This window comes from Myxococcota bacterium, from assembly GCA_035498015.1.
Lineage (GTDB): Bacteria > Myxococcota_A > UBA9160 > SZUA-336 > SZUA-336 > VGRW01.
In genome coordinates, this window is record DATKAO010000040.1 from 1 (window position 1) to 17,059 (window position 17,059).

Genomic DNA, 17,059 nt, shown 5'->3' on the forward strand with positions numbered 1-17,059 from the left:
GTCGTGAAGAGTCATTCGCGCCAGCTCCCTGACTCGCAGCTCGTGTGCAGCTTCGATTCGGACGTGTGAGTGGCGAACTTGACCGGACGCAGCACGCCGAGCCCGGGTCTCAGGTCAGGTGCCAGGCGAAGACCGTCTTGCACGGCCCGCGCAGCGACAGGCTGAGGCTGTCTCGCTGCTTGGGCTCAGTGACTCGCACCTCGGCCTCGCTCCACTCGGCGGTCATCGGGACGTGGTCCTCGGCCAGGTCGGCCTGGACGACGAACACGGCGCCGCACGTCGTGTCGTCCGTGCGGCGCAGCAGCACCGAGACGTCGGCGTTGTCGGTGAGATTGCCCAGTGAAGTGTCCATGAAGTGAAGCGGCTGAAAGTCGCGGTAGTGCGGCGAAGCCCAGACCTCGACCGTGCCGCCCGGCCCTTCCAGGCGCTGGATCACCCGGCAGGCGCCCCAGTACGCCATGTAGGTGTGCCAGGCGAGCGCGCAGGCGACCGCCGCGCCCAGCGCGACGAGCGCCTGCAGCGCGTGCCTCACGGAGTCACTTGGGAGAGCAGTGCGCGCGCCTCGATCTGGTCGCGCGTTTCGCGGCCTTCGGGCATGGCGGCGAGCGCCCGGCCGACCCGCTCGCGCCAGCGCGCGCGGTCCATGCCCGAAGCCTGAGCCAGCGCCAGCGCGCCGAGCGAGACGCGCAGCGCCCACATGCGCGAGCCGTTGGCGCCTGCCGACCGGTAGGCGAGCTCCAGGTTCTCGCGCACCGCCGCCTCCTGGCGCGGCAAGTCCCTCGCCAGGATCATGGCGCGGATCCCCTGCAGCTGGGCACGGCGCACCCACTCGCCCGTGCGCTCGACCAGCGACGCCGTCTCTTCCAGGACCGCGAGCGCCTCGTCGAGCCGGCCCGCGAGAGACAGCGCGCTGGCCAGCCCGCTCATCACGCCCGAGCGGTGCGTGACCACGCCGCTCGCGTCGAGCTCGGCGAGGCTGGCGCGAATCAGCTCGATGCCGCGCTCCAGGTCGCCGAGCTCCGCTGCGAGATAGCCTTCCATGGTCTGCGCCCAGATGGCGAAGTCCGCGAAGCCGTAGTCTTCCGCGATTTCCGCCAGCGCGCGCTGGTGCGGGAGTGACTCCTGGAGCTCGCGCCGCTGGATGCGCACGATCGCGGCGAAGAAGTGCGCCAGCCCCACGCTGTAGGGCTGCGAGCGGCGCGTCATGTCGTCGATCACGCGCTGGGCGCGGCGCAGGCCGGTGTCGGCGAAGCCGAGCTCGCACTCGATCATGGCCAGGTTGCCGTGCGCGCCGGCCGCGACCGGCGTCCAGGTCGCGTAGGCCAGCGGGTCGGCGCCCTGCAGGTCGCACAGGCTGCACGCGAGCTCGAGCTCGCTGCGCGATGCGGTCAGCTCCCCCATGTACAAGAGTCTCTCGCCGATCTGCGCGTGCGCGCGCGCGCGGATCTCGGGATCGTCGGCGGCCTGGGCGGCCGCGCGCATGGCGGGCTCGAACTCGGCGGTGCGCGGGATCTCGCCGTGCACCTCGTAGTAGGAGTGCAGGCCGTTCAGGGCGGCAAAGCGCCGGCGCGGGTCCGGGGCGTCGCGCGTGAGCCGCTCGGCGCGGTGGTACAGCTCGCGCACCTGCAGCTGGCCGTAGCCGTGCGCGGCGACCAGGCTCGCGCCCTGACCCAGGAGTGAGTCGACGAGCAGCTCGGGCGCACCGTCCGCGCGCTCGAGCAGCTCCACCGCCGCGCCGAAGTGCGACGCGGCCTCGCCGTGCGCGTGAGCCGCCACCGCGCGCCGGCCCGCCTCGACGTGCGCTGCGGCCGCCTCGCGCGGCGCGCCCGCCGCGCGGAAGTGCAGCGCCAGCTCGGCGGGCTCGGCCTCGGCGCGGGCGAGCTCGGCGGCGCAGGCGCCGTGGAGCGCCCGGCGCCGGGCCGGAGTCACGCGCGCGTACAGCGCGTCGCGCAGCAGCTCGTGCGCGATGGCCAGCCGCGGCCCGCCGCCGGAGGGCGCGCGGCCCAGCAGGAAGCTCGTGCCCGCGATCTCGCGCGCGAGTGACTCGACCCGGTCCGCGCCCCGCCCCGACACGCGCGCCAGGAGATCCAGCGAGAACGCAGGACCGATCACCGCCGCGGTCTCCAAGAGCTCGGCCAGCTCGGGCGGCAGGGCGGCGAGCTGGAGCTCGAAGAAGCGCTGCAGTGAGTCTGGCAGCACGCGGGAGATCGTCTCGGGCGGGGCGTCGAGGCGCCACGCGCCGCGTTCGCGCAGCACCGCCCGCCGCTCGACCAGGTCGCTGACCAGCCAGGACGCGAACAGCGGCAGTCCGCCCGTGCGCTCGTACACGGCCTTGCCCAGTGATTCGGAGATCTCGGCCGAGAAGCGCGACTCCAGATACGCGCGCACGTCGGCTTCGGACAGGCGCCCGAGCTTGATCTCGCTGCAGCCGTCGCGGCCGAGCCGGCCCGCGAGCAGCGCCCGCAGGGGCCGGGCCTCGGCGCCGAGCGCGGCGTCGCGGAAGGTCGCCACCACGAGCAGCCGGGCGCGCAGCGTGCGCCGCGACAGGAAGTCGAGCAGCGCGATCGTCGACGGGTCGGCCCAGTGCAGGTCCTCGAGCAAGAGCACCACGCTGCGCGCGCCCGCCAGCCACTCCAGAGCGCTGGCCAGCTCGAGCAGCATGCGCTGCTGGCTGACTCCGTCCGCCGACGGCCCCGTGAGTCCGAGCTCGGGAATCAAGGTCGACCACGCCGGCGCGTTGCGCCCCAGGCTGCGCGCCACGGAGTCACCGTCGTCGCTGCGCAGCAGCTCGCCGACCGCGGCGACCACCGGAAGATACGGCTGTCCCTCGCCCTGCGGCACGCACTGCCCCTGGCCGACCAGCGCGCCGGCCAGCGCGGGGTCGCCGCGGAAGGACTCGAGCAGGCTCGTCTTGCCGATTCCCGCCTCGCCCGACACCAGCACCAGCCGCCGGTGCGAGCGGTCGGCCTCGGCCGCCGCCAGGCACAGGCGCCGCAGCGCGTCGGCGCGGCCGACCAGCGGCGCGCGGTCCGCCACGACCGGAGTCACCGCGCCGATGAAGCGCAGGCCGCGCCCGTGCACCGTCTCGATCCAGGTCGGCGCGCGCGGGTCGTCGGCGAGCGCGGCCCGCAGCTCCTGCACGCGCTTCGCGACCGCCGCGTCGGAGACGGCGGCGCGCTGCCACACGTGCGCGATCAGGTCCTCCTTGCTCACGAGTTCGCCCGCGCGCGCGAGCAACAGGTGGAGCAGGATCAGCGCGCGGTGAGTCACCTCGACCGGTGAGTCGCTGCGCCAGAGGCGCGGCTCACCCGCGTCGAAGAGGAAGGGTCCGAAGCGCAGCGCAGGGCGCGCACTCTTCGCGGACGTCCGGGGCTGGGTCACAGGCGGGGGCCTCTTTGCCCCAGGATATCAGGACTCGTCCGCCAGGTCGCGCAGCAGGTGCATGCGCGGCGAGATCGACACAGCGGCGCGCCCGCTTGAGGTGACTGACTAGCGCGGGCGACACAGGGCGAGCGGGAGCACCACGCCGAAGCGCTCCTGCAGGCGCTCCATGTCGGCCAGGTCCTTCTCCGCTGGCGCGTAGCCTTGGCCGTGACACGCCACTTGCGCTTCGGGCGAGAGACAGCGCACCTCGCGGCTCCCCACGCGGCCGCGCCCGCGGAAAGCCGAGGGCGGGAACGGCCAGCTGCCGCCGGGCAGGCGAAAGACCCCGAAACCCCGCGCATCGAAGGCGATCGCGTGCACGTCGACCTCGCGGCCGCGCGCGTCGGCCAGCACGAAGCTCGTCGCGCTGCCGCCGGGCCTGGGCGAGAAGCCCGCGGCCGCGAGCGCCTCGCACAGCCGCGGCACGTCGCCGGCCGCGAGGATCAGGTCGAGGTCGCGATGGCTCCGAGTCTCTTCGCCCAGCAGCGCGTCGATTCCCCAGCCGCCGTCGAGCCAGACCTCGACCTCGGCGCGCTCGAGCAAGGCCAGGACCTCGCGCACCGACTCGCCGGTCACTCCGAGTCTTCGATCGCGAACGCGCCGCTGTCCTTCTGCACCCGCACCAGCTTCGAGCCGTGCGAGACGGGCGCCAGGCTCTGCTGCTCGTAGAACAGCGCCTCGCTGCGAGTCACGAGCGGCACCAGGAACGAGTTGAAGCGCCCGCTCGTCGAGTCGTACAGGCCATCGTGCTGCCACAGCCAGCGGCCGCCCTCCAGGTCGATGCGGCCCACGAAGCCGCAGGCCGAGACGTAGAGCGAAGAGCCGTCGAGCGCGGCCGGCCCGACGTTGAACGACGGGATCTTCACGTGCCAGGTCACGTGGAAGTCGGGCGGCTGCAGGCGCGCGACGCCGCCCCAGCCCTCCTCGCCGTTCCCGACACCGAACAGCACGATCAGGTCGCCGTGATACGGCGCGGAGTAGATCCGGTCGGTGAGCGCCGAGTCATAGGGCAGCGAGAAGCGCGTGCCCGCCCCGTCGCCGGTCTTCACCTCTGCCGCGCCGATGGCAGAGACCGCGATCGAGCGCTCGCCGAAGCCGAACGTGCAGGTGCGGTCGAGCTCTTCCGGATTGCCCACACAGCTCGCCGTCGGAGTGATCACGGGCGTGCGCGCAACGGCGGGCGCGGACTCGGGCCGGGCGCAGCCGGCTGCGATCAGCCCGGCGACGAGGCAGGCTCGGGCGAGGGTCCCATGCGCAGCCGCGCCAGGCGATTCAGCTCGCGCTGGATGTGCTCGTGCAGGTTTGCGATCCACGCCAGCGCCTTCTTGTGAATCCGCCCGTTCTCCTGCAGCAGATTCCTGCTCTGCAAGAGCTCGGTGCGGATGGCCGACGTATCGTACTTCAGCGCGACCTCGAGGTAGTGGCCGCGCGTGTCGACCGCCGCGATCACGGTCCCGGGCTGCAATGACTCCGGGAACCAGCTGTTGCCCGGCGGGTCGGTCATGTAGCTCGCGAACACGAAGCGCTCGAAGTTCGCGGGCGGGACGAGCGGGTCGTAGCCCACGGCAGCGCTCTTGTTGCGGATGCCCGCGAGGATCGCGACCTCGACGTCGCGCGCCGTGAGCCCCTGAGGCACGGTGATCGTGGGCAGCGAGGCGGGTATGGGAACGGTCCGGCAGCCGAGAACGCCCGCCACGCCCACCAGGACCAGCCATGAGGTCAACCAGCGCGCAGCTCGTGCCATGAACCCATTGTAACACGGGGTGACACGCCTCACTCATTGGATTTCGCGGCCTTCCGAACGAAACGCGAATCGGAGGCGACATGAAAGCGTTGTATCTCTGGCCGGACCACGCGGCGCTGTCGCTGTTCGTGCTGTGGGTCGGAAGCGTCGTGTTCCTGTGGGCGGCGCGCGAGCCGGTCCTGGCGCTGCTGCGCGCCTTGGGAGAGTTCGTCGCCGAGGGCTGCGCGGCGCTTGCGCGCGGCTGTGAGTCGGCTGCGGGCGACCTGCGCAGCCGCGCGCACGCAGCGCTGCTGGCGGCCGGCAGGCTCGAGGCGCAGGCGCGGCTCGGGCGCGAGATCCAGCGCATCGACAAGACCTTCACGGAGAGACTCGGGCAGTACTCGGGCCTCTCGCGCCGGCTCGACGACCTCGTGGTCAAGCTCGAGGGCGACTACCAGGAATGCGCGATCACACCGCCCGAGGTCCCGGGCTGGTCCGCGGCGGTGCAGGCGATCGCGCAGATCCCGACGCCCGGCGACGCGAACGTGCAGAAGGTGCTCGAGAGCATCCGTGAGTCGTCGGAGGACGCGGCGGAGCGTGCGCTGAAGCAGCACCGCGACGACACGGCCCGCCGGCACAAGCTGCTCGCCGGCATGGGCTCGCTGTGGAAGGACGCCCGGGACCTGCTGGCCCGCATGCGCGAGTCGGTCACTGCGGCGCTGGAGACCACCACGCGCATCCACGGCTACGTGGAGGAGTACGAGAAGATCTCCAAGTCCGAGGAGGCCGCGGCGCGCGCCCTGACCTACTCGGCGGTGAAGCTGTTCGCGGTGTCACTGCTCGTGCTCGGGGTCGCGCTCGGCGGCGCGTTCGTGAACTTCCAGCTGATCGCGTTGCCCATGTCGGAGCTCGTGCCGGCCGGCGCGCGCATCGGCGGCCTGCCGGTGTCCGCGATCTCGGCGCTCGTGATCGTGTTGATGGAGACCGCGCTCGGCATCTTCGCGATGGACATGCTGGGCGTGACCGATCTGTTCCCGAAGCTGCACGGCATTCCGGTCTCGCGCCGGCGCATGCTGCTCGGGCTGTCGCTCGCCGGGCTCTTGTTCCTGTCGTGCGTGGAGAGCTCGCTGGCGGTGCTGCGCGAGTCGATTGCCGAGGCCGACGCCGCGCTGCGGCTCTCGCTCGCGGGCGACGAGGCGCGCGCGGTGACAGAGGCGTCCGCATCGCAGATCCCGGTGGTGGGCCAGGCCGTGCTCGGCTTCGTCCTGCCCTGGATCCTGGCCATGGTGGCGATCCCGCTCGAGCTCTTGCTCGACAGCGGCCGGCACGTGGCGTCGGCGCTGGTGGTGCTCGCGCTGCAGGGCATCGCCCTGCTGGGCCGCGCGGGCGCGCACTCGGCGACCCGGCTCACCGCCATGCTGGCCGCCATCTACGAGATCTACGTCAGCATCCCGACCAAGCTCGAGCGCACGCTGCGCGCGCCCAAGCAGCCGCGGGAGTCGCTCTCGTGAGGCGGCTGGCGCTCGCGCTCGCCGCCGCCTGGCTCACGGCCTGCTCCGACGCGAGTCAGTACTCGCAGGCGGTCGCCGTGCTGATCGACACGTCCGGAACCTACGCCGACCAGGTACCGGAGGTCGCGCGCATCGTGAAGCGCGAGGTGCTGCCGGAGCTCGTGCCCGGCGACACGCTGGCGATCGTGCGCATCGACAGCGAGAGCTACGAGAAGGCCGACGTGATCGAGCTGGTCACGCTCGACCAGCGGCCGTCGCACGCCGCAGCGCAGAAGCTGGCGCTCGCCAAGGCGCTGGACGAGTTCGCGGCGCGCACCGAGCGCTCGCAGTACACCGACATTCCCGGCGCCATGATGCTGGCCGCCGAGTATCTCCACGAGGCCGGCGCCAAGAGCCGCGTGATCCTCTTGTTCAGCGACATGGAGTCCGACCTGCCGCCGGGCGCCAAGCGCCGCTTCTCGGAGCGCGAGTTCGAGGGCATCCGCGTGGCCGCGCTGAACGTGAAGCAGCTCGCGCCCGACAACCAGAACCCGGACCTTCTGCGCGCGCGCCTGGCGAGCTGGCAGAAAGAAGTGACTCGCGCGGGCGCGGGCGGCTTCTCGACCTTCCTCGACCCGGCGAAGCTGGCGCCGTTCCTGGCCGAGATCCGCTAGGTGGCCAGCACCGAGCGCACGAAGGCGTGCGACTCGAGCCGGTGCAGGAAGCCCAGGTGGTCGAGCTGCGCCAGACTCGCGTTGCGGCGGCGCGGGCCGGGCACGACGTGCGCGGCGTCGAGCGGCACGACCGCGTCGCCTCCGGCACTCACCGCGATCAGCTCCGAGCCGCGCGGCACGGGCCAGCGCTCGAGCTCGCGCAGGAACGCCGAGCCCGGGAGCATCTGCCAGATGCCGCGCGAGAAGGCGCCGAACAGCACCGCGCCGGCCAGCGCCAGCGGGGTGCCCCGGTGCGGCGTGCCCAGCGTGACCACGCGCCGGATGCGGCGGCGTGAGTCGAGGCGCTTGAGCGCGTAGGTCGCGACCAGCCCGCCCATCGAGTGACCCACCACGTCGGCGTGGTGGAAGCCGGGCACGCGCGCCAGCTCCTCGAGCGCGGCGATGACTCGCTCGGCGGAAGCCTCGACCCGCCCCAGCTGGGCCGCGACGCGGCCGCCCAGCCGCAGGCGCACGATCGGCCGGCCCAGCGCCTGCCCGAGATAGCTCTCGAGCGGCAGCAGGCACAAGCTGGGCGTGCAGAAGCCCTGCACGAGCACGATCGGTTGCGCTGCCATGACGGGGCTTGCCATTGCAAACAGGTCGCCAGCCCTGGCCGGCCCGCTACGCCCGTGTCGCCGTGGTATTTTCGGGGCATGCGACACCGCTTTGTGGCGCTGGCTGCAGTTTTGGCCTTCGCCGGCGTGCACGCGCTGCAAGCGGCCGAGCCCGCGCCGAGTGACTGGACGGCGCTCGCGCCGGTGCAGGAGATCCAGGTGTTGTCCGAGAATCCCGACGGCTCGCCGCGCGAGACGACCGTCTGGCTGGCCGTGGTCGACGGCCAGGGCTTCATCCGCACGGGAAATACCTCGTGGTACCCGAATCTGGAGCGCAAGCCCGAGATCGGCGTGCGCGTGAGCGGCGCGGAATACGCCGTGCGCGCCGAGCCGATCGAGGACGAGTCACTCCGCGAGCGGGTGATCGCGCAGTTCCGCGAGAAGTACGGCTGGTCCGATCGCATGGTGGGCTGGTTCTTCCCGGGCCGGCCGCACATCGTCAAGCTGGCGCCGCGCGCGCCGTGATTCGGGGGTTCCATGGCGAGTGACACGAAGGTGCTGATCGACGGTCTGTGCTTCCCGGAGGGCCCGCGCTGGCACGACGGCCAGTTCTGGTTCTCGGACATGCACGACCAGCGCGTGGTGCGCGCCAGCCTGGACGGCCGGAGCGAGACCGTGGTGCGCGTGCCCGAGCGCCCCTCGGGGCTGGGCTGGCTGCCCGACGGCCGCATGCTCGTGGTCTCGATGCAGGACCGGCGGCTCATGCGCCTGGATCCCGGGGGACTCACTCCGGTCGCGGACCTCTCGCAGGTCGCGACCTTCCACGTGAACGACATGGTCGTGGACCGCGCGGGCCGCGCCTACGTGGGGAATTTCGGCTTCGACCTGGTCGGCGGCGCGCAGCCGAAGACGACGTCGCTCGCGCGCGTCGACCCCGACGGCCGGGTCTCCGTCGCCGCCACCGACCTCATGTTCCCCAACGGCACCGTGATCACGCCCGACGACCGCACGCTGGTCGTGGGTGAGTCGTTCGGCAACAAGCTGACCGCCTTCGACAAGGCGCCCGACGGCACGCTCTCGAAGCGGCGCGTGTGGGCCGCGCTCGAAGGCGGCGCGATCCCCGACGGCATCGCGCTCGACGCCGAAGGCGCGATCTGGGTCGCATCGCCCACCACGGGTGAGTGTCTGCGTGTCCACGAGGGCGGCCGGGTGTCTCGCCGGCTGCGCGGCGCGGGGCTGGCGTACGCCTGCGCGCTGGGCGGGCCCGAGCGCAAGACGCTGTTCGTGTGCACCGCCGAGACGCACGACCCCGCGGAGTGCGTCGCCAAGCGCACCGGCCGGATCGAGATCGCGCACGTCGACGTGGCCGGCGCGGGCTGGCCGTGAGTGTCTGGCGCCTGTTCGCGTCGACCTTCGGGCTGATCCTCCTGGCCGAGCTCGGCGACAAGACCCAGCTCGCGACGCTGGCGCTCGCGGCCTCGAGCGACTCGCGCTGGGTGGTGTTCCTGGCCGCGGCCTCCGCGCTGGTGTTGACCAGCGCCATGGCCGTGCTCGCCGGCGAGGCGGTGACTCGCGTCGTGCCCGCGATCTGGATCCAGCGGGCGGCGGGAGTCAGCTTCGTGGCGCTGGGTCTCTTGCTCTTGCTGCGCGCCTCGCCCGTCTCTCGCTGAGACTCAGCTCACCAGCCGTCCTCGGGCATGATGCCCGACGTCAGGTACGACGACTTCGTGGTCCGCCAGAACGCGAGGTCCTTGTCCTTGTGGCGCAGGATGCTGTTCACGTTCTGGTTGACCCAGCTCGCGCAGTCCGGACCGCAGCGCAGGAGCTCGAGCTGCTGCCAGGCCTGCCACTCCGGACCGCCGAGCTCCGACTTGCGCACGGCCCGGAACGAGAAGCGCGACTTGAAGAAGCCCCAGCGCGGCGCGACCATCATGTAGTAAGTCTTGCCGCCGTCGACCTGCGCGCTCAGAAAGTCGGCAGTCTCGCCGATCACCATGAACAGGTGATACCCAGGGTGGACCGCCCAGGCCACGCGCGTCGAGCCCGAGCTCACTCCGATGAAGTGATCGCCGTCGTCGGCGATCTCGTAGAGCGTGGCCTGGGTCGCGTTGTTGTCCTCGTTCTCGCGCACGAACATGATCAGCGCCTCGTCCGGGCCCTGCGGCACGATGCGCTGGTTGCCGTAGCGGATCATCAGCGGGCTGATGTTCTGTCCCGGCGGCGCCTCGGCGCAGCCCGCCAGCACCAGTGCCAGCAGCGAGAGCGCGAGCCCGCGCATCAGCCCCTCCACTCCCCGCGGCGCAGCACCAGCCGCACGAACTCCTCGGCCGGCCCGATCGAGCGCGCGGCGCGCACGAGTGAGTCGTCGAGGTTCTGACTCGCGTGCGCGCGCAGCGCGTCGAGCTTGCGCTCCAAGGTCTTGGTCACGTCGACCCGTACGGTAGGCTCGGCCGTGTCCATCAGCCAGACCTCGCGCGGGAACCAGGTGCGCAGGCCCGCGCCCGCGAGCTGCTCCTGGAAGAAGTTCGGGCTCGCGGCGCGCGGGTACACCGAGTCGAGCAGGCCCTGGCCGGCGGCGCGGTGGTCGGAGTGCTGCAGGCGGAAGCGGTCGCGCACGGGCGCGAACACCGCCCGCGGGTCGTGGGTCACGACCACGTCGGGGCGCACCCGGCGCAGCCACCAGACGAGTCTCTCGCGCAGCGCGTCGTCGTTCACGAGCTCGCCGTCCTCGCGGCCCAGGTTCACGCGCTCGTGGAACGGGACGTGCGCCGCCGCAGCTTCTTGCTCGGCGGCACGCGCGGCGACCGGTTCATCGAGATCCCGGCCGCCGCGCCCCCCTCCCGTGCAGACGACGAGCCCGACGTGCGCCCCCGCGTCAGCCAGCCGCGCGAGCGTGCCGCCCGCGTAGAACTCGGCGTCGTCGGGGTGCGCGCCGACCGCGAGCACGCGAGTCGCGCCGAGCGCGGTCGGGTCGAGCTCTTCCATTCCTAGCGGCGCAGCGCGGTGACTTCCTGCTGCAGCTTGCCGATCGCCGCGCAGATCTCGTCGAGCCGGCCGTGCAGGTCGCGCAGCTCGTTCGAGCCAGCGCCCGCGGGCGCGCGCCGTCCGTGACCGGCGCGCTCGCGCAGCACGTTGTAGCAGGCGCGCAGCATGCGGCCGCTGTCGCGCTCCTCGGCAACGTAGCGCCCGAGCAGCTCGCCGGTCTTGATGTCGATCGACTCGTCGTCGAACACGCCCTTGAACGGGTCACGGCTGTTGCGGCCCTCGCCGCCGAAGCCCAGCGCCTCGAACTTCTCGAGGTCGCTGCAGTCGGCGTTCGCGATCGCCATGTTCTTCTCGAACTGCGGGTCCGGCCGGTCCTGCACCGTGAAGCCCAGCTCGCACAGGCGCTTGGTGAAGGCGTGTGAGTGCTCGCCTTCGCGGATCGCCACGGTCGCGATCACCTTCTTCACGTCGGCGTCGGGCGTCTTTGCAGCCCAGCACGACAGATACTGGTGCGCGCGGCCCTCGCCCAACGCGATCGCGTTCAGGAGTCCCAGATAGCTCGGCTTCTTCGCGGTTCCTTCCATCACCTTCTCCTCTCAGGCCGGCTCGTTCGAGAACCGGATGTTGTTCTTCTGCATGCCCTCGAGCACGATCGAGACTCCGCCCGAGCGCATCATCCACTCAAGCCGGTGATCGCGGTACTCGCGCTTGAACAGGCCGGACTTCAGCATGCCCTGCAGCACCTCGACACCGACGCCCACTTGGACGGCGCCGATGTCGGCGACGCAGCGCTTCACGCTCGGGCGCTCCATCACGCGCGCGAGCCACTTCGCCAGGTTCGAGCCCGCGCGCGGCGCGTTGCCCTGGCCGGCCGCGCCCGCCACGAACGGGTAGGCGCAGGCATCGCCCCAGCCGAAGGCGTCGCCGTTGAACCAGGTGCGCGAGCCGAGCTCGCGCTCGAGCCAGGCGTTGAACTGCCCGATCTGCTCGGCGGCGCGCTTCAGGAGCTGAGTCTTGAGCTCGCCCGTGGCGCGGCCCCAGCCCTCGATCTCGAACACCGCCCAGGTGACTCCCTCGTAGATGGTGTCGAGCGTGTCCTCGAGCATGCGCACCCGCGCGCGCTCCTCGGCCGAGGCCGGGCGCATCGGCTTCTGCGGATACTTGTCTTCGAGATACTCGCAGATGATCGTCGAGTCGAAGACCTTGGTCGCGCCGTCGACGAGCAACGGCACCTCGCCGCGCGGGCTGGCCTGCGCGAACTCGGGCTCGACGCCGCCCGTGCCGATCGGCGTGTGCGCCTCGAACGGAATGCCCTTCTCGAGCAGGAAGATCTTCACCTTCTGCGCGTAGGGCGAAAGCGGGTGCTCGTACAGCTTGATCAAACGGCGGGTCCTCCAGCTGGGCACATTGTATATGCGCGCGAAGGCCTCCGTGGAGGCTCGGTCAGTCGGCGAGCGCGTCGTAGGTGTCGAGCCAGTGGGAGTTCGGCGTGCCCGGCTGCCGCGCCAGGCGGCTCATCACGAACGAGGCGCCGTAGACCAGCGCGCCGCGCACGGGGTTGCCGTAGTTGAACAAGCGCCCTGCCTCGAGCACGGCGGCCTTGAAGCGCGCGATCCGCGCCTGGCGCTTGTCCTGGAACGCCTGGAACGCCGCGCCGGGGTCACTCCGGTGCTCGGCCAGGAGGCGCGCGAGCACGACCGCGTCTTCGATCGCCATGCCCGCGCCCTGGCCGAGGTGCGGCGGCGCCGCGTGCAGCGCGTCGCCCACCAGCACGGCGCGGCCCGCGAACCAGTGCTCGAGCGGCGCGCGCTCGTGGATCGCCTGGACGAAACACACGTCGGCGGCGTCGATCATCTCGCGCACGATCGGGTGGAAGCGCGCGTACAGGCGGTCGAAGTCGGACTTCTCTCCGGTCTCGGTCCACGACTCACTCCGCCACTCGTCCGACTCCACGAACCCGCCCAGGTTGAGCAGCTCCTCGCCGCGGATCGGGTAGTGCAGGAAGTGGCGGTCGGAGCCGGCCCAGATCGTGGTGTAGCGCGCGTCTTCGGCGGCCGCGCGCCCGAGTCTCTCGCGGCGCACCAGCGCCCGCCACACGACTTCACCGGAGAAGCGCGGAGCGTCGGGCCCGGCGACCGCGCTGCGCACGGCGGAGCGGATGCCGTCGGCGCCGATCAGCACTTCGCCGCTCGCGCGCATGCCGCGCTCCGTCTCGATGCTGACCCGCTCCGGCGACTGAGTCACCGAGCTGACGCGCTGGCCCAGGTGGATGCGCACGCCGGGGCAGGCGTGCGCGGCGGTCAAGAGCGCGGTTCGAAGGTCGCCGCGGTGCAGCCCGTACATCGGCGCGCCGTAGTGAGCCGCGTACGACTCACCGAGCGCGACGCCCGCGACGTGGAAGCCGGTCCGCCCGTCGCGCAGGCGCGACCCGGGCACGAAGCTCTTCACCGGCTCGAGCAGCGGGTCCAGCCCGAGCGCCGTGAGCACGCGGGCGCCGTTCGCCCAGATCGTGATGCCCGCGCCCAGCTCGCGGGGCTCGATCTGCTGCTCGAGGACGTCGACCTCGAAGCCCCGCTGTGACAGCGCGATCGCCGCAGCGAGCCCGGCGATCCCGCCTCCCGACACCAGCACCGCCACGCGGAGCAGCTTAACACGGTGACTTGTGCTGGAATGAGGTCGTGCCTCGCGCGGGCGAGGTGCAGAGACTGATGGAAAACACCCTGGGGGGAGAAACGAAGCGCTCGTAGCCTGAAAGCAACACCACCCATAAGCAGGAGTGAGTCATGAGCTTATTGCCTTTGATCATCAATCTGATCAGCGGAGCCGTCGGCGGAAACGTCGCCGGAAGCCTGCTCAAGCAATACGACCTGGGCACTCTCTGGAACTCCGTCGCGGGCATCGTCGGGGGCGGCCTCGGCGGCCAGATCCTCGGCATGCTGATCCCGGCCATGGCCGGAGCGAGCGGCGGAACCGATCTCGGATCGATCGTGGGACAGGTGGCTGGAGGCGGAGTCGGGGGCGCGATCCTCATGGTCATCGTCGGCCTGATCCGGCAGGCGATGGGCGGGGCACCCGCCACGAAGTAACACCCTTTCGTCGAGCGTCCTCGCGGCCGCGTGTGCGGGCCGCGAGGACGTCTCCGCGGAGGCGCAGTGAGTCGAGCTCTCTGGATGTCACTGCTCGGGGTGGTCGCGCTCGCCGCGTGCGCGTTCACCGAGCAGGGCCGGAGCGACCGGCTGCGGGAGATGTATCCGCGCGGAACGGCCCGGGCGGACGTCATCGAAAGGTTCAAGCAAGAGCCGGAGATCTCCGAGCTCAGGCCGGCCGCGGGCTGGGCCTCGCTCCCCAAGGCCTTCCTCGCGGAGCGCGGGGCGCGAGCAGAACAGCGCGTGGGCGGCTCGCCCGCGCGTCTCGACGTGTACGTCGCCTACCCCGACGGGGTCTTCTCGCTCTGCAACGTGTGGTTCTACTACGACGAGAACGACCGCGTGCTCGACACCGAGTGGCAGTACCACTCGGACTGACCGGAGCCGTCAGCGCGGGCGGTTCGCGACCAGCGGCGCGTAGCGGTCGAGGATCGCCAGGATCTTCGACTCTTCCTGGGTCGGAAGCGGCAGGATCACGCGGCGCACGCCGAGCTTGGCCAGCTTGTCGAGCTCGCCCGGCGCGGTGGGCGCGGCGAACACGCTGACGTCGAGCTTGCGGAAGTCGCGGCTGCGCTTGACGCAGGCCTGCTCGAGCTCTTTGAGTCGCTCCTTCAGGTCGCACGAGCCCATGATCGGCATCCAGCCGTCGGCGTACTCGGCCACGCGCTCCACCGCCTGGCGCGAGCTGGCGCCGATCAGGATCGGCGGGTGCGGCTTCTGTACCGGCTTGGGCTCGCTCCACACGGCGTCGAAGCCGACGTGCTTGCCGTGGAAGGCGGCGTCCTTCTTGGTCCAGACCTCTTTCATGGCGAGGATGGACTCGCGCGTGACCGCCCAGCGGTCCTTGAACCGGACGCCGTGGTTCTCGAGCTCCTCGGCGTTCCAGCCCGCGCCGATGCCGAACAGGAAGCGGCCGTTCGACAGTGAGTCGAGCGAGGCGATGCGCTTGGCCAGCGCCAGCGGATGGTGCTCGGGCACCAGGCAGATGCCCGTGCCGACCCGGAGCTGCGTCGTGACCGCTGCGACCTGCGCCAGAGCCACGAACGGGTCGTAGGCCTGCCAGTAGATGCTCGGCAGGTCACCGCCCAGCGGGTACGGCGTCTTGCGCGAGGCGGGGATGTGCGTGTGCTCGATGAAGAAGAGTGACTCGAAGCCGCGCGCCTCGGCCTCCTTGCCCAGGCGCACGGGGTGGATCGAGTCCGTGGTCGGGAAGATCGAAAGACCGATCTCCATCTACAGCACGTCCTGGAAGGCGCGGATCGACTCTTTCAGGGAGCTGGTGGTGGCGAACACCGACGTCGGCTCGTAGCCGCAGTGCGCCATGCAGTTGGCGCAGCGCGGGTCCTTGCCGCGGCCGTACTTCTCCCACTCCACCGTCTCGATCAGCTCCTGGTACGACTTCGCGTAGCCGTCCGACATCAGGTAACAGGGCTTCTGCCAGCCGAAGATCGAGTAGCTCGGGATCGCCCAGGCGGTGCAGTCGTACTCGACCTTGCCCTCGAGGAAGTCGAGGAACAGCGGCGTGTGATTCAGCCGCCAGCGCTCGCGGTTGCCGTCGGCGAAGGCCATGCTGAACATCTTGCGCGTCTGCTCGACCGGCAGGAAGTGCTCCTGGTCGGGCGCCTTCCCGTAGGCGAAGCCCGGCGAGATCATCATGGCGTCGACCTCGAGGTCGTCGTTCAGGAAGTCGAGCACCTCGCGCACCGTCTTGGGGTCGTCGTGACTGAAGAACGTGGTGTTGGTGGTGACCCGGAAGCCGCGCGCCTTGGCCTCCTTGATCGCGAGCACGCACTCGTCGAACACGCCGGGCTCGCACACCGACGCGTCGTGCCGGTCGCGCAGACCGTCCATGTGCACCACCCACGAGAAGTAAGTCGACGCCTTGAACTTGTCGAACTTGCGGCGCATGAGCAGGCCGTTCGTGCACAGATACACGAACTTCTTGCGCGCGATCAGCGCCGCGGCGATCTCGTGGATCTCCGGATGGATCAGCGGCTCGCCGCCGGCGATCGACACCATGGGCGCGCCGCACTCCTCGACGCCGCGCAGCGCGTCTTCGACCGACATGCGCTTCTTCAGGATGTCTTTCGGGTACTGGATCTTGCCGCAGCCGGCGCACGCCAGGTTGCAGGCGAACAGCGGCTCGAGCTCGACGATCAGCGGGAACTTCTTCCGGCCGAAGAGCTTCTGCTTCATCAGGTACGAGCCGATGCGCAGGGTCTGGCGAAGGGGGACGGGCATTAGCGGTGTGCCTCCAGCGGGTGATGGGTGTGAGTCGCCCAGTCGGCGAGCGCGGGCGCGGCGGCCGCGAGCCGCCGCAGGGCGCGGATGCCGTTGGGAACGATGCGCGGCGAGAACAGCGAGTGACCCGGGCCGTCCGAGACCACGCGCAGCACGGCGAAGGGCGCGGACGCGGCCAGCCGCGCCAGCCAGGCCGACTCCATGTCGACGGCCATGGCGCCTTGCGCGGCCAGCTCGGCCTGCTCGCGGCGGGGTGCGAGGTGGTCGGTCGAGTGAATCGGCCCGATGTGCACGGCGAAGCCGCGCGCCTCGAGCGCGCGCGCCAGCGCCTTGGCCGACTCGAGCACGAGCGGCGCGCCCGCGCCGCGCAGCTCCGACGCCACCACCAGGTCGCCGGGCACGAGCCGGGGGTCGAGCGCGCCGCACACGCCGGCCACGGCGAACGCGCCTCGGTGACTCCCTATGAGCCATGCCGCGGCGCGCTCCGAGCGCGCGCGGCCCATGCCCGTGCGCAGCACCGCCGAAGCGGGCAGCCCGCGCCGCAGCGCGAACGCCTCGATCCAGAGCGGCGCGAGCACGAGCAGGTCGCGACTCACTGCGCGCCTCGCACGTAGCGCCCCAGCGCCATCAACGGGAACACGACCCGGTACATGTGGTAGCGGATGTAGAAGTCGCCGGGGAAGCCGGTGCCCGTGAACTCGGGCTCGTTCCAGTCGCCGTCCGCGCGCTGCGTGGTCACGAGGAAGCGCACGCCGCGTTCCACCGCCGGCCCGCGCTCGCCTGC

Annotated in this window: 22 protein-coding genes; 7 read left to right on the plus strand and 15 right to left on the minus strand. The window is 71.2% G+C overall.

The window, feature by feature from the left end; all coding sequences use genetic code 11:
* Positions 1-109 precede the first annotated feature (109 nt).
* From VMR86_03305 to VMR86_03325, 5 genes are all read right to left on the minus strand, one after another.
* Positions 110-532, minus strand: coding sequence for a hypothetical protein (locus VMR86_03305; protein ID HTO06059.1), 423 nt, complete (start codon positions 530-532; stop codon positions 110-112).
* The gene (locus VMR86_03310; GenBank protein HTO06060.1) at positions 529-3,381 is read right to left on the minus strand and encodes an AAA family ATPase; all 2,853 of its coding nucleotides are present in this window, start codon (positions 3,379-3,381) and stop codon (positions 529-531) included. The genes VMR86_03305 and VMR86_03310 overlap by 4 nt, the downstream gene beginning before the upstream one ends.
* Before the next feature lie 108 nt (positions 3,382-3,489).
* Positions 3,490-3,999: an amino acid transporter gene (locus tag VMR86_03315; protein HTO06061.1), complete on the minus strand. Its 510-nt coding sequence runs from the start codon at positions 3,997-3,999 to the stop codon at positions 3,490-3,492.
* Positions 3,996-4,583: a hypothetical protein gene (locus tag VMR86_03320; protein HTO06062.1), complete on the minus strand. Its 588-nt coding sequence runs from the start codon at positions 4,581-4,583 to the stop codon at positions 3,996-3,998. The genes VMR86_03315 and VMR86_03320 overlap by 4 nt, the downstream gene beginning before the upstream one ends.
* A gap of 53 nt (positions 4,584-4,636) precedes the next feature.
* Complete coding sequence (locus VMR86_03325; GenBank protein HTO06063.1) at positions 4,637-5,167, minus strand: hypothetical protein; 531 nt, start codon at positions 5,165-5,167, stop codon at positions 4,637-4,639.
* 80 nt (positions 5,168-5,247) lie between these two features.
* Between VMR86_03325 and VMR86_03330 the strand changes: the two genes are divergently transcribed.
* Both VMR86_03330 and VMR86_03335 read left to right on the plus strand, forming a co-directional pair.
* Positions 5,248-6,657, plus strand: a complete 1,410-nt coding sequence (locus VMR86_03330; protein HTO06064.1) for a hypothetical protein — start codon at positions 5,248-5,250, stop codon at positions 6,655-6,657.
* Positions 6,654-7,310, plus strand: coding sequence for a VWA domain-containing protein (locus VMR86_03335; protein HTO06065.1), 657 nt, complete (start codon positions 6,654-6,656; stop codon positions 7,308-7,310). The genes VMR86_03330 and VMR86_03335 overlap by 4 nt, the downstream gene beginning before the upstream one ends.
* On the opposite strand, the gene VMR86_03340 is transcribed toward VMR86_03335, so the two are convergent.
* Positions 7,307-7,924, minus strand: a complete 618-nt coding sequence (locus VMR86_03340; GenBank protein ID HTO06066.1) for an alpha/beta fold hydrolase — start codon at positions 7,922-7,924, stop codon at positions 7,307-7,309. The two genes, VMR86_03335 and VMR86_03340, sit on opposite strands and share 4 nt — an antisense overlap.
* Positions 7,925-8,002: 78 nt before the next feature.
* Here VMR86_03340 and VMR86_03345 point away from each other — a divergent pair, with 78 nt between their 5' ends.
* The 3 genes from VMR86_03345 to VMR86_03355 are packed head-to-tail and all read left to right on the plus strand — an operon-like array spanning position 8,003 to position 9,573.
* Positions 8,003-8,428: a nitroreductase/quinone reductase family protein gene (locus tag VMR86_03345; protein ID HTO06067.1), complete on the plus strand. Its 426-nt coding sequence runs from the start codon at positions 8,003-8,005 to the stop codon at positions 8,426-8,428.
* Between the two features lie 12 nt (positions 8,429-8,440).
* Complete coding sequence (locus tag VMR86_03350) at positions 8,441-9,289, plus strand: SMP-30/gluconolactonase/LRE family protein (protein ID HTO06068.1); 849 nt, start codon at positions 8,441-8,443, stop codon at positions 9,287-9,289.
* Entirely contained in the window at positions 9,286-9,573 is a 288-nt protein-coding gene (locus VMR86_03355) for a TMEM165/GDT1 family protein (GenBank protein ID HTO06069.1), read from the plus strand. The genes VMR86_03350 and VMR86_03355 overlap by 4 nt, the downstream gene beginning before the upstream one ends.
* An 8-nt stretch (positions 9,574-9,581) precedes the next feature.
* On the opposite strand, the gene VMR86_03360 is transcribed toward VMR86_03355, so the two are convergent.
* The 5 genes from VMR86_03360 to VMR86_03380 all read right to left on the minus strand — a co-directional run bounded on the left by VMR86_03360 (position 9,582) and on the right by VMR86_03380 (position 13,525).
* Entirely contained in the window at positions 9,582-10,181 is a 600-nt protein-coding gene (locus tag VMR86_03360; protein HTO06070.1) for a hypothetical protein, read from the minus strand.
* Positions 10,181-10,888, minus strand: a complete 708-nt coding sequence (locus VMR86_03365; protein HTO06071.1) for a PIG-L deacetylase family protein — start codon at positions 10,886-10,888, stop codon at positions 10,181-10,183. The genes VMR86_03360 and VMR86_03365 overlap by 1 nt, the downstream gene beginning before the upstream one ends.
* 2 nt (positions 10,889-10,890) lie before the next feature.
* A complete protein-coding gene (locus tag VMR86_03370; protein ID HTO06072.1) occupies positions 10,891-11,472 on the minus strand; it encodes a hypothetical protein in 582 nt (193 codons plus the stop codon).
* 12 nt (positions 11,473-11,484) lie between these two features.
* Entirely contained in the window at positions 11,485-12,270 is a 786-nt protein-coding gene (locus VMR86_03375) for a glutathione S-transferase family protein (GenBank protein ID HTO06073.1), read from the minus strand.
* A gap of 61 nt (positions 12,271-12,331) precedes the next feature.
* Positions 12,332-13,525 carry an FAD-dependent monooxygenase gene (locus VMR86_03380; GenBank protein ID HTO06074.1) on the minus strand — a complete coding sequence of 398 codons (1,194 nt, stop codon included), beginning with the start codon at positions 13,523-13,525 and terminating at the stop codon, positions 12,332-12,334.
* A 146-nt stretch (positions 13,526-13,671) separates the two neighbouring features.
* Between VMR86_03380 and VMR86_03385 the strand changes: the two genes are divergently transcribed.
* Both VMR86_03385 and VMR86_03390 read left to right on the plus strand, forming a co-directional pair.
* Positions 13,672-13,974 (plus strand): hypothetical protein, encoded by a 303-nt coding sequence (locus VMR86_03385; protein HTO06075.1) that lies wholly within the window; start codon positions 13,672-13,674, stop codon positions 13,972-13,974.
* A gap of 84 nt (positions 13,975-14,058) precedes the next feature.
* Positions 14,059-14,412 (plus strand): hypothetical protein, encoded by a 354-nt coding sequence (locus VMR86_03390; GenBank protein HTO06076.1) that lies wholly within the window; start codon positions 14,059-14,061, stop codon positions 14,410-14,412.
* A 9-nt stretch (positions 14,413-14,421) separates the two neighbouring features.
* Here VMR86_03390 and VMR86_03395 read toward each other — a convergent pair whose 3' ends face one another.
* The 4 genes from VMR86_03395 to VMR86_03410 form a co-directional block, all read right to left on the minus strand.
* Positions 14,422-15,267: an LLM class F420-dependent oxidoreductase gene (locus VMR86_03395; GenBank protein ID HTO06077.1), complete on the minus strand. Its 846-nt coding sequence runs from the start codon at positions 15,265-15,267 to the stop codon at positions 14,422-14,424.
* On the minus strand, positions 15,268-16,275 hold the full coding sequence (hpnH, locus tag VMR86_03400) for an adenosyl-hopene transferase HpnH (GenBank protein ID HTO06078.1): 1,008 nt from the start codon (positions 16,273-16,275) through the stop codon (positions 15,268-15,270). It abuts the gene before it with no gap.
* On the minus strand, positions 16,275-16,871 hold the full coding sequence (locus tag VMR86_03405; protein HTO06079.1) for a 1-hydroxy-2-methyl-2-butenyl 4-diphosphate reductase: 597 nt from the start codon (positions 16,869-16,871) through the stop codon (positions 16,275-16,277). The genes hpnH and VMR86_03405 overlap by 1 nt, the downstream gene beginning before the upstream one ends.
* Positions 16,868-17,059, minus strand: a 192-nt coding sequence (locus tag VMR86_03410) for a hypothetical protein (GenBank protein HTO06080.1), incomplete at its 5' end; no start/stop codon positions are given. The genes VMR86_03410 and VMR86_03405, both read right to left, overlap by 4 nt.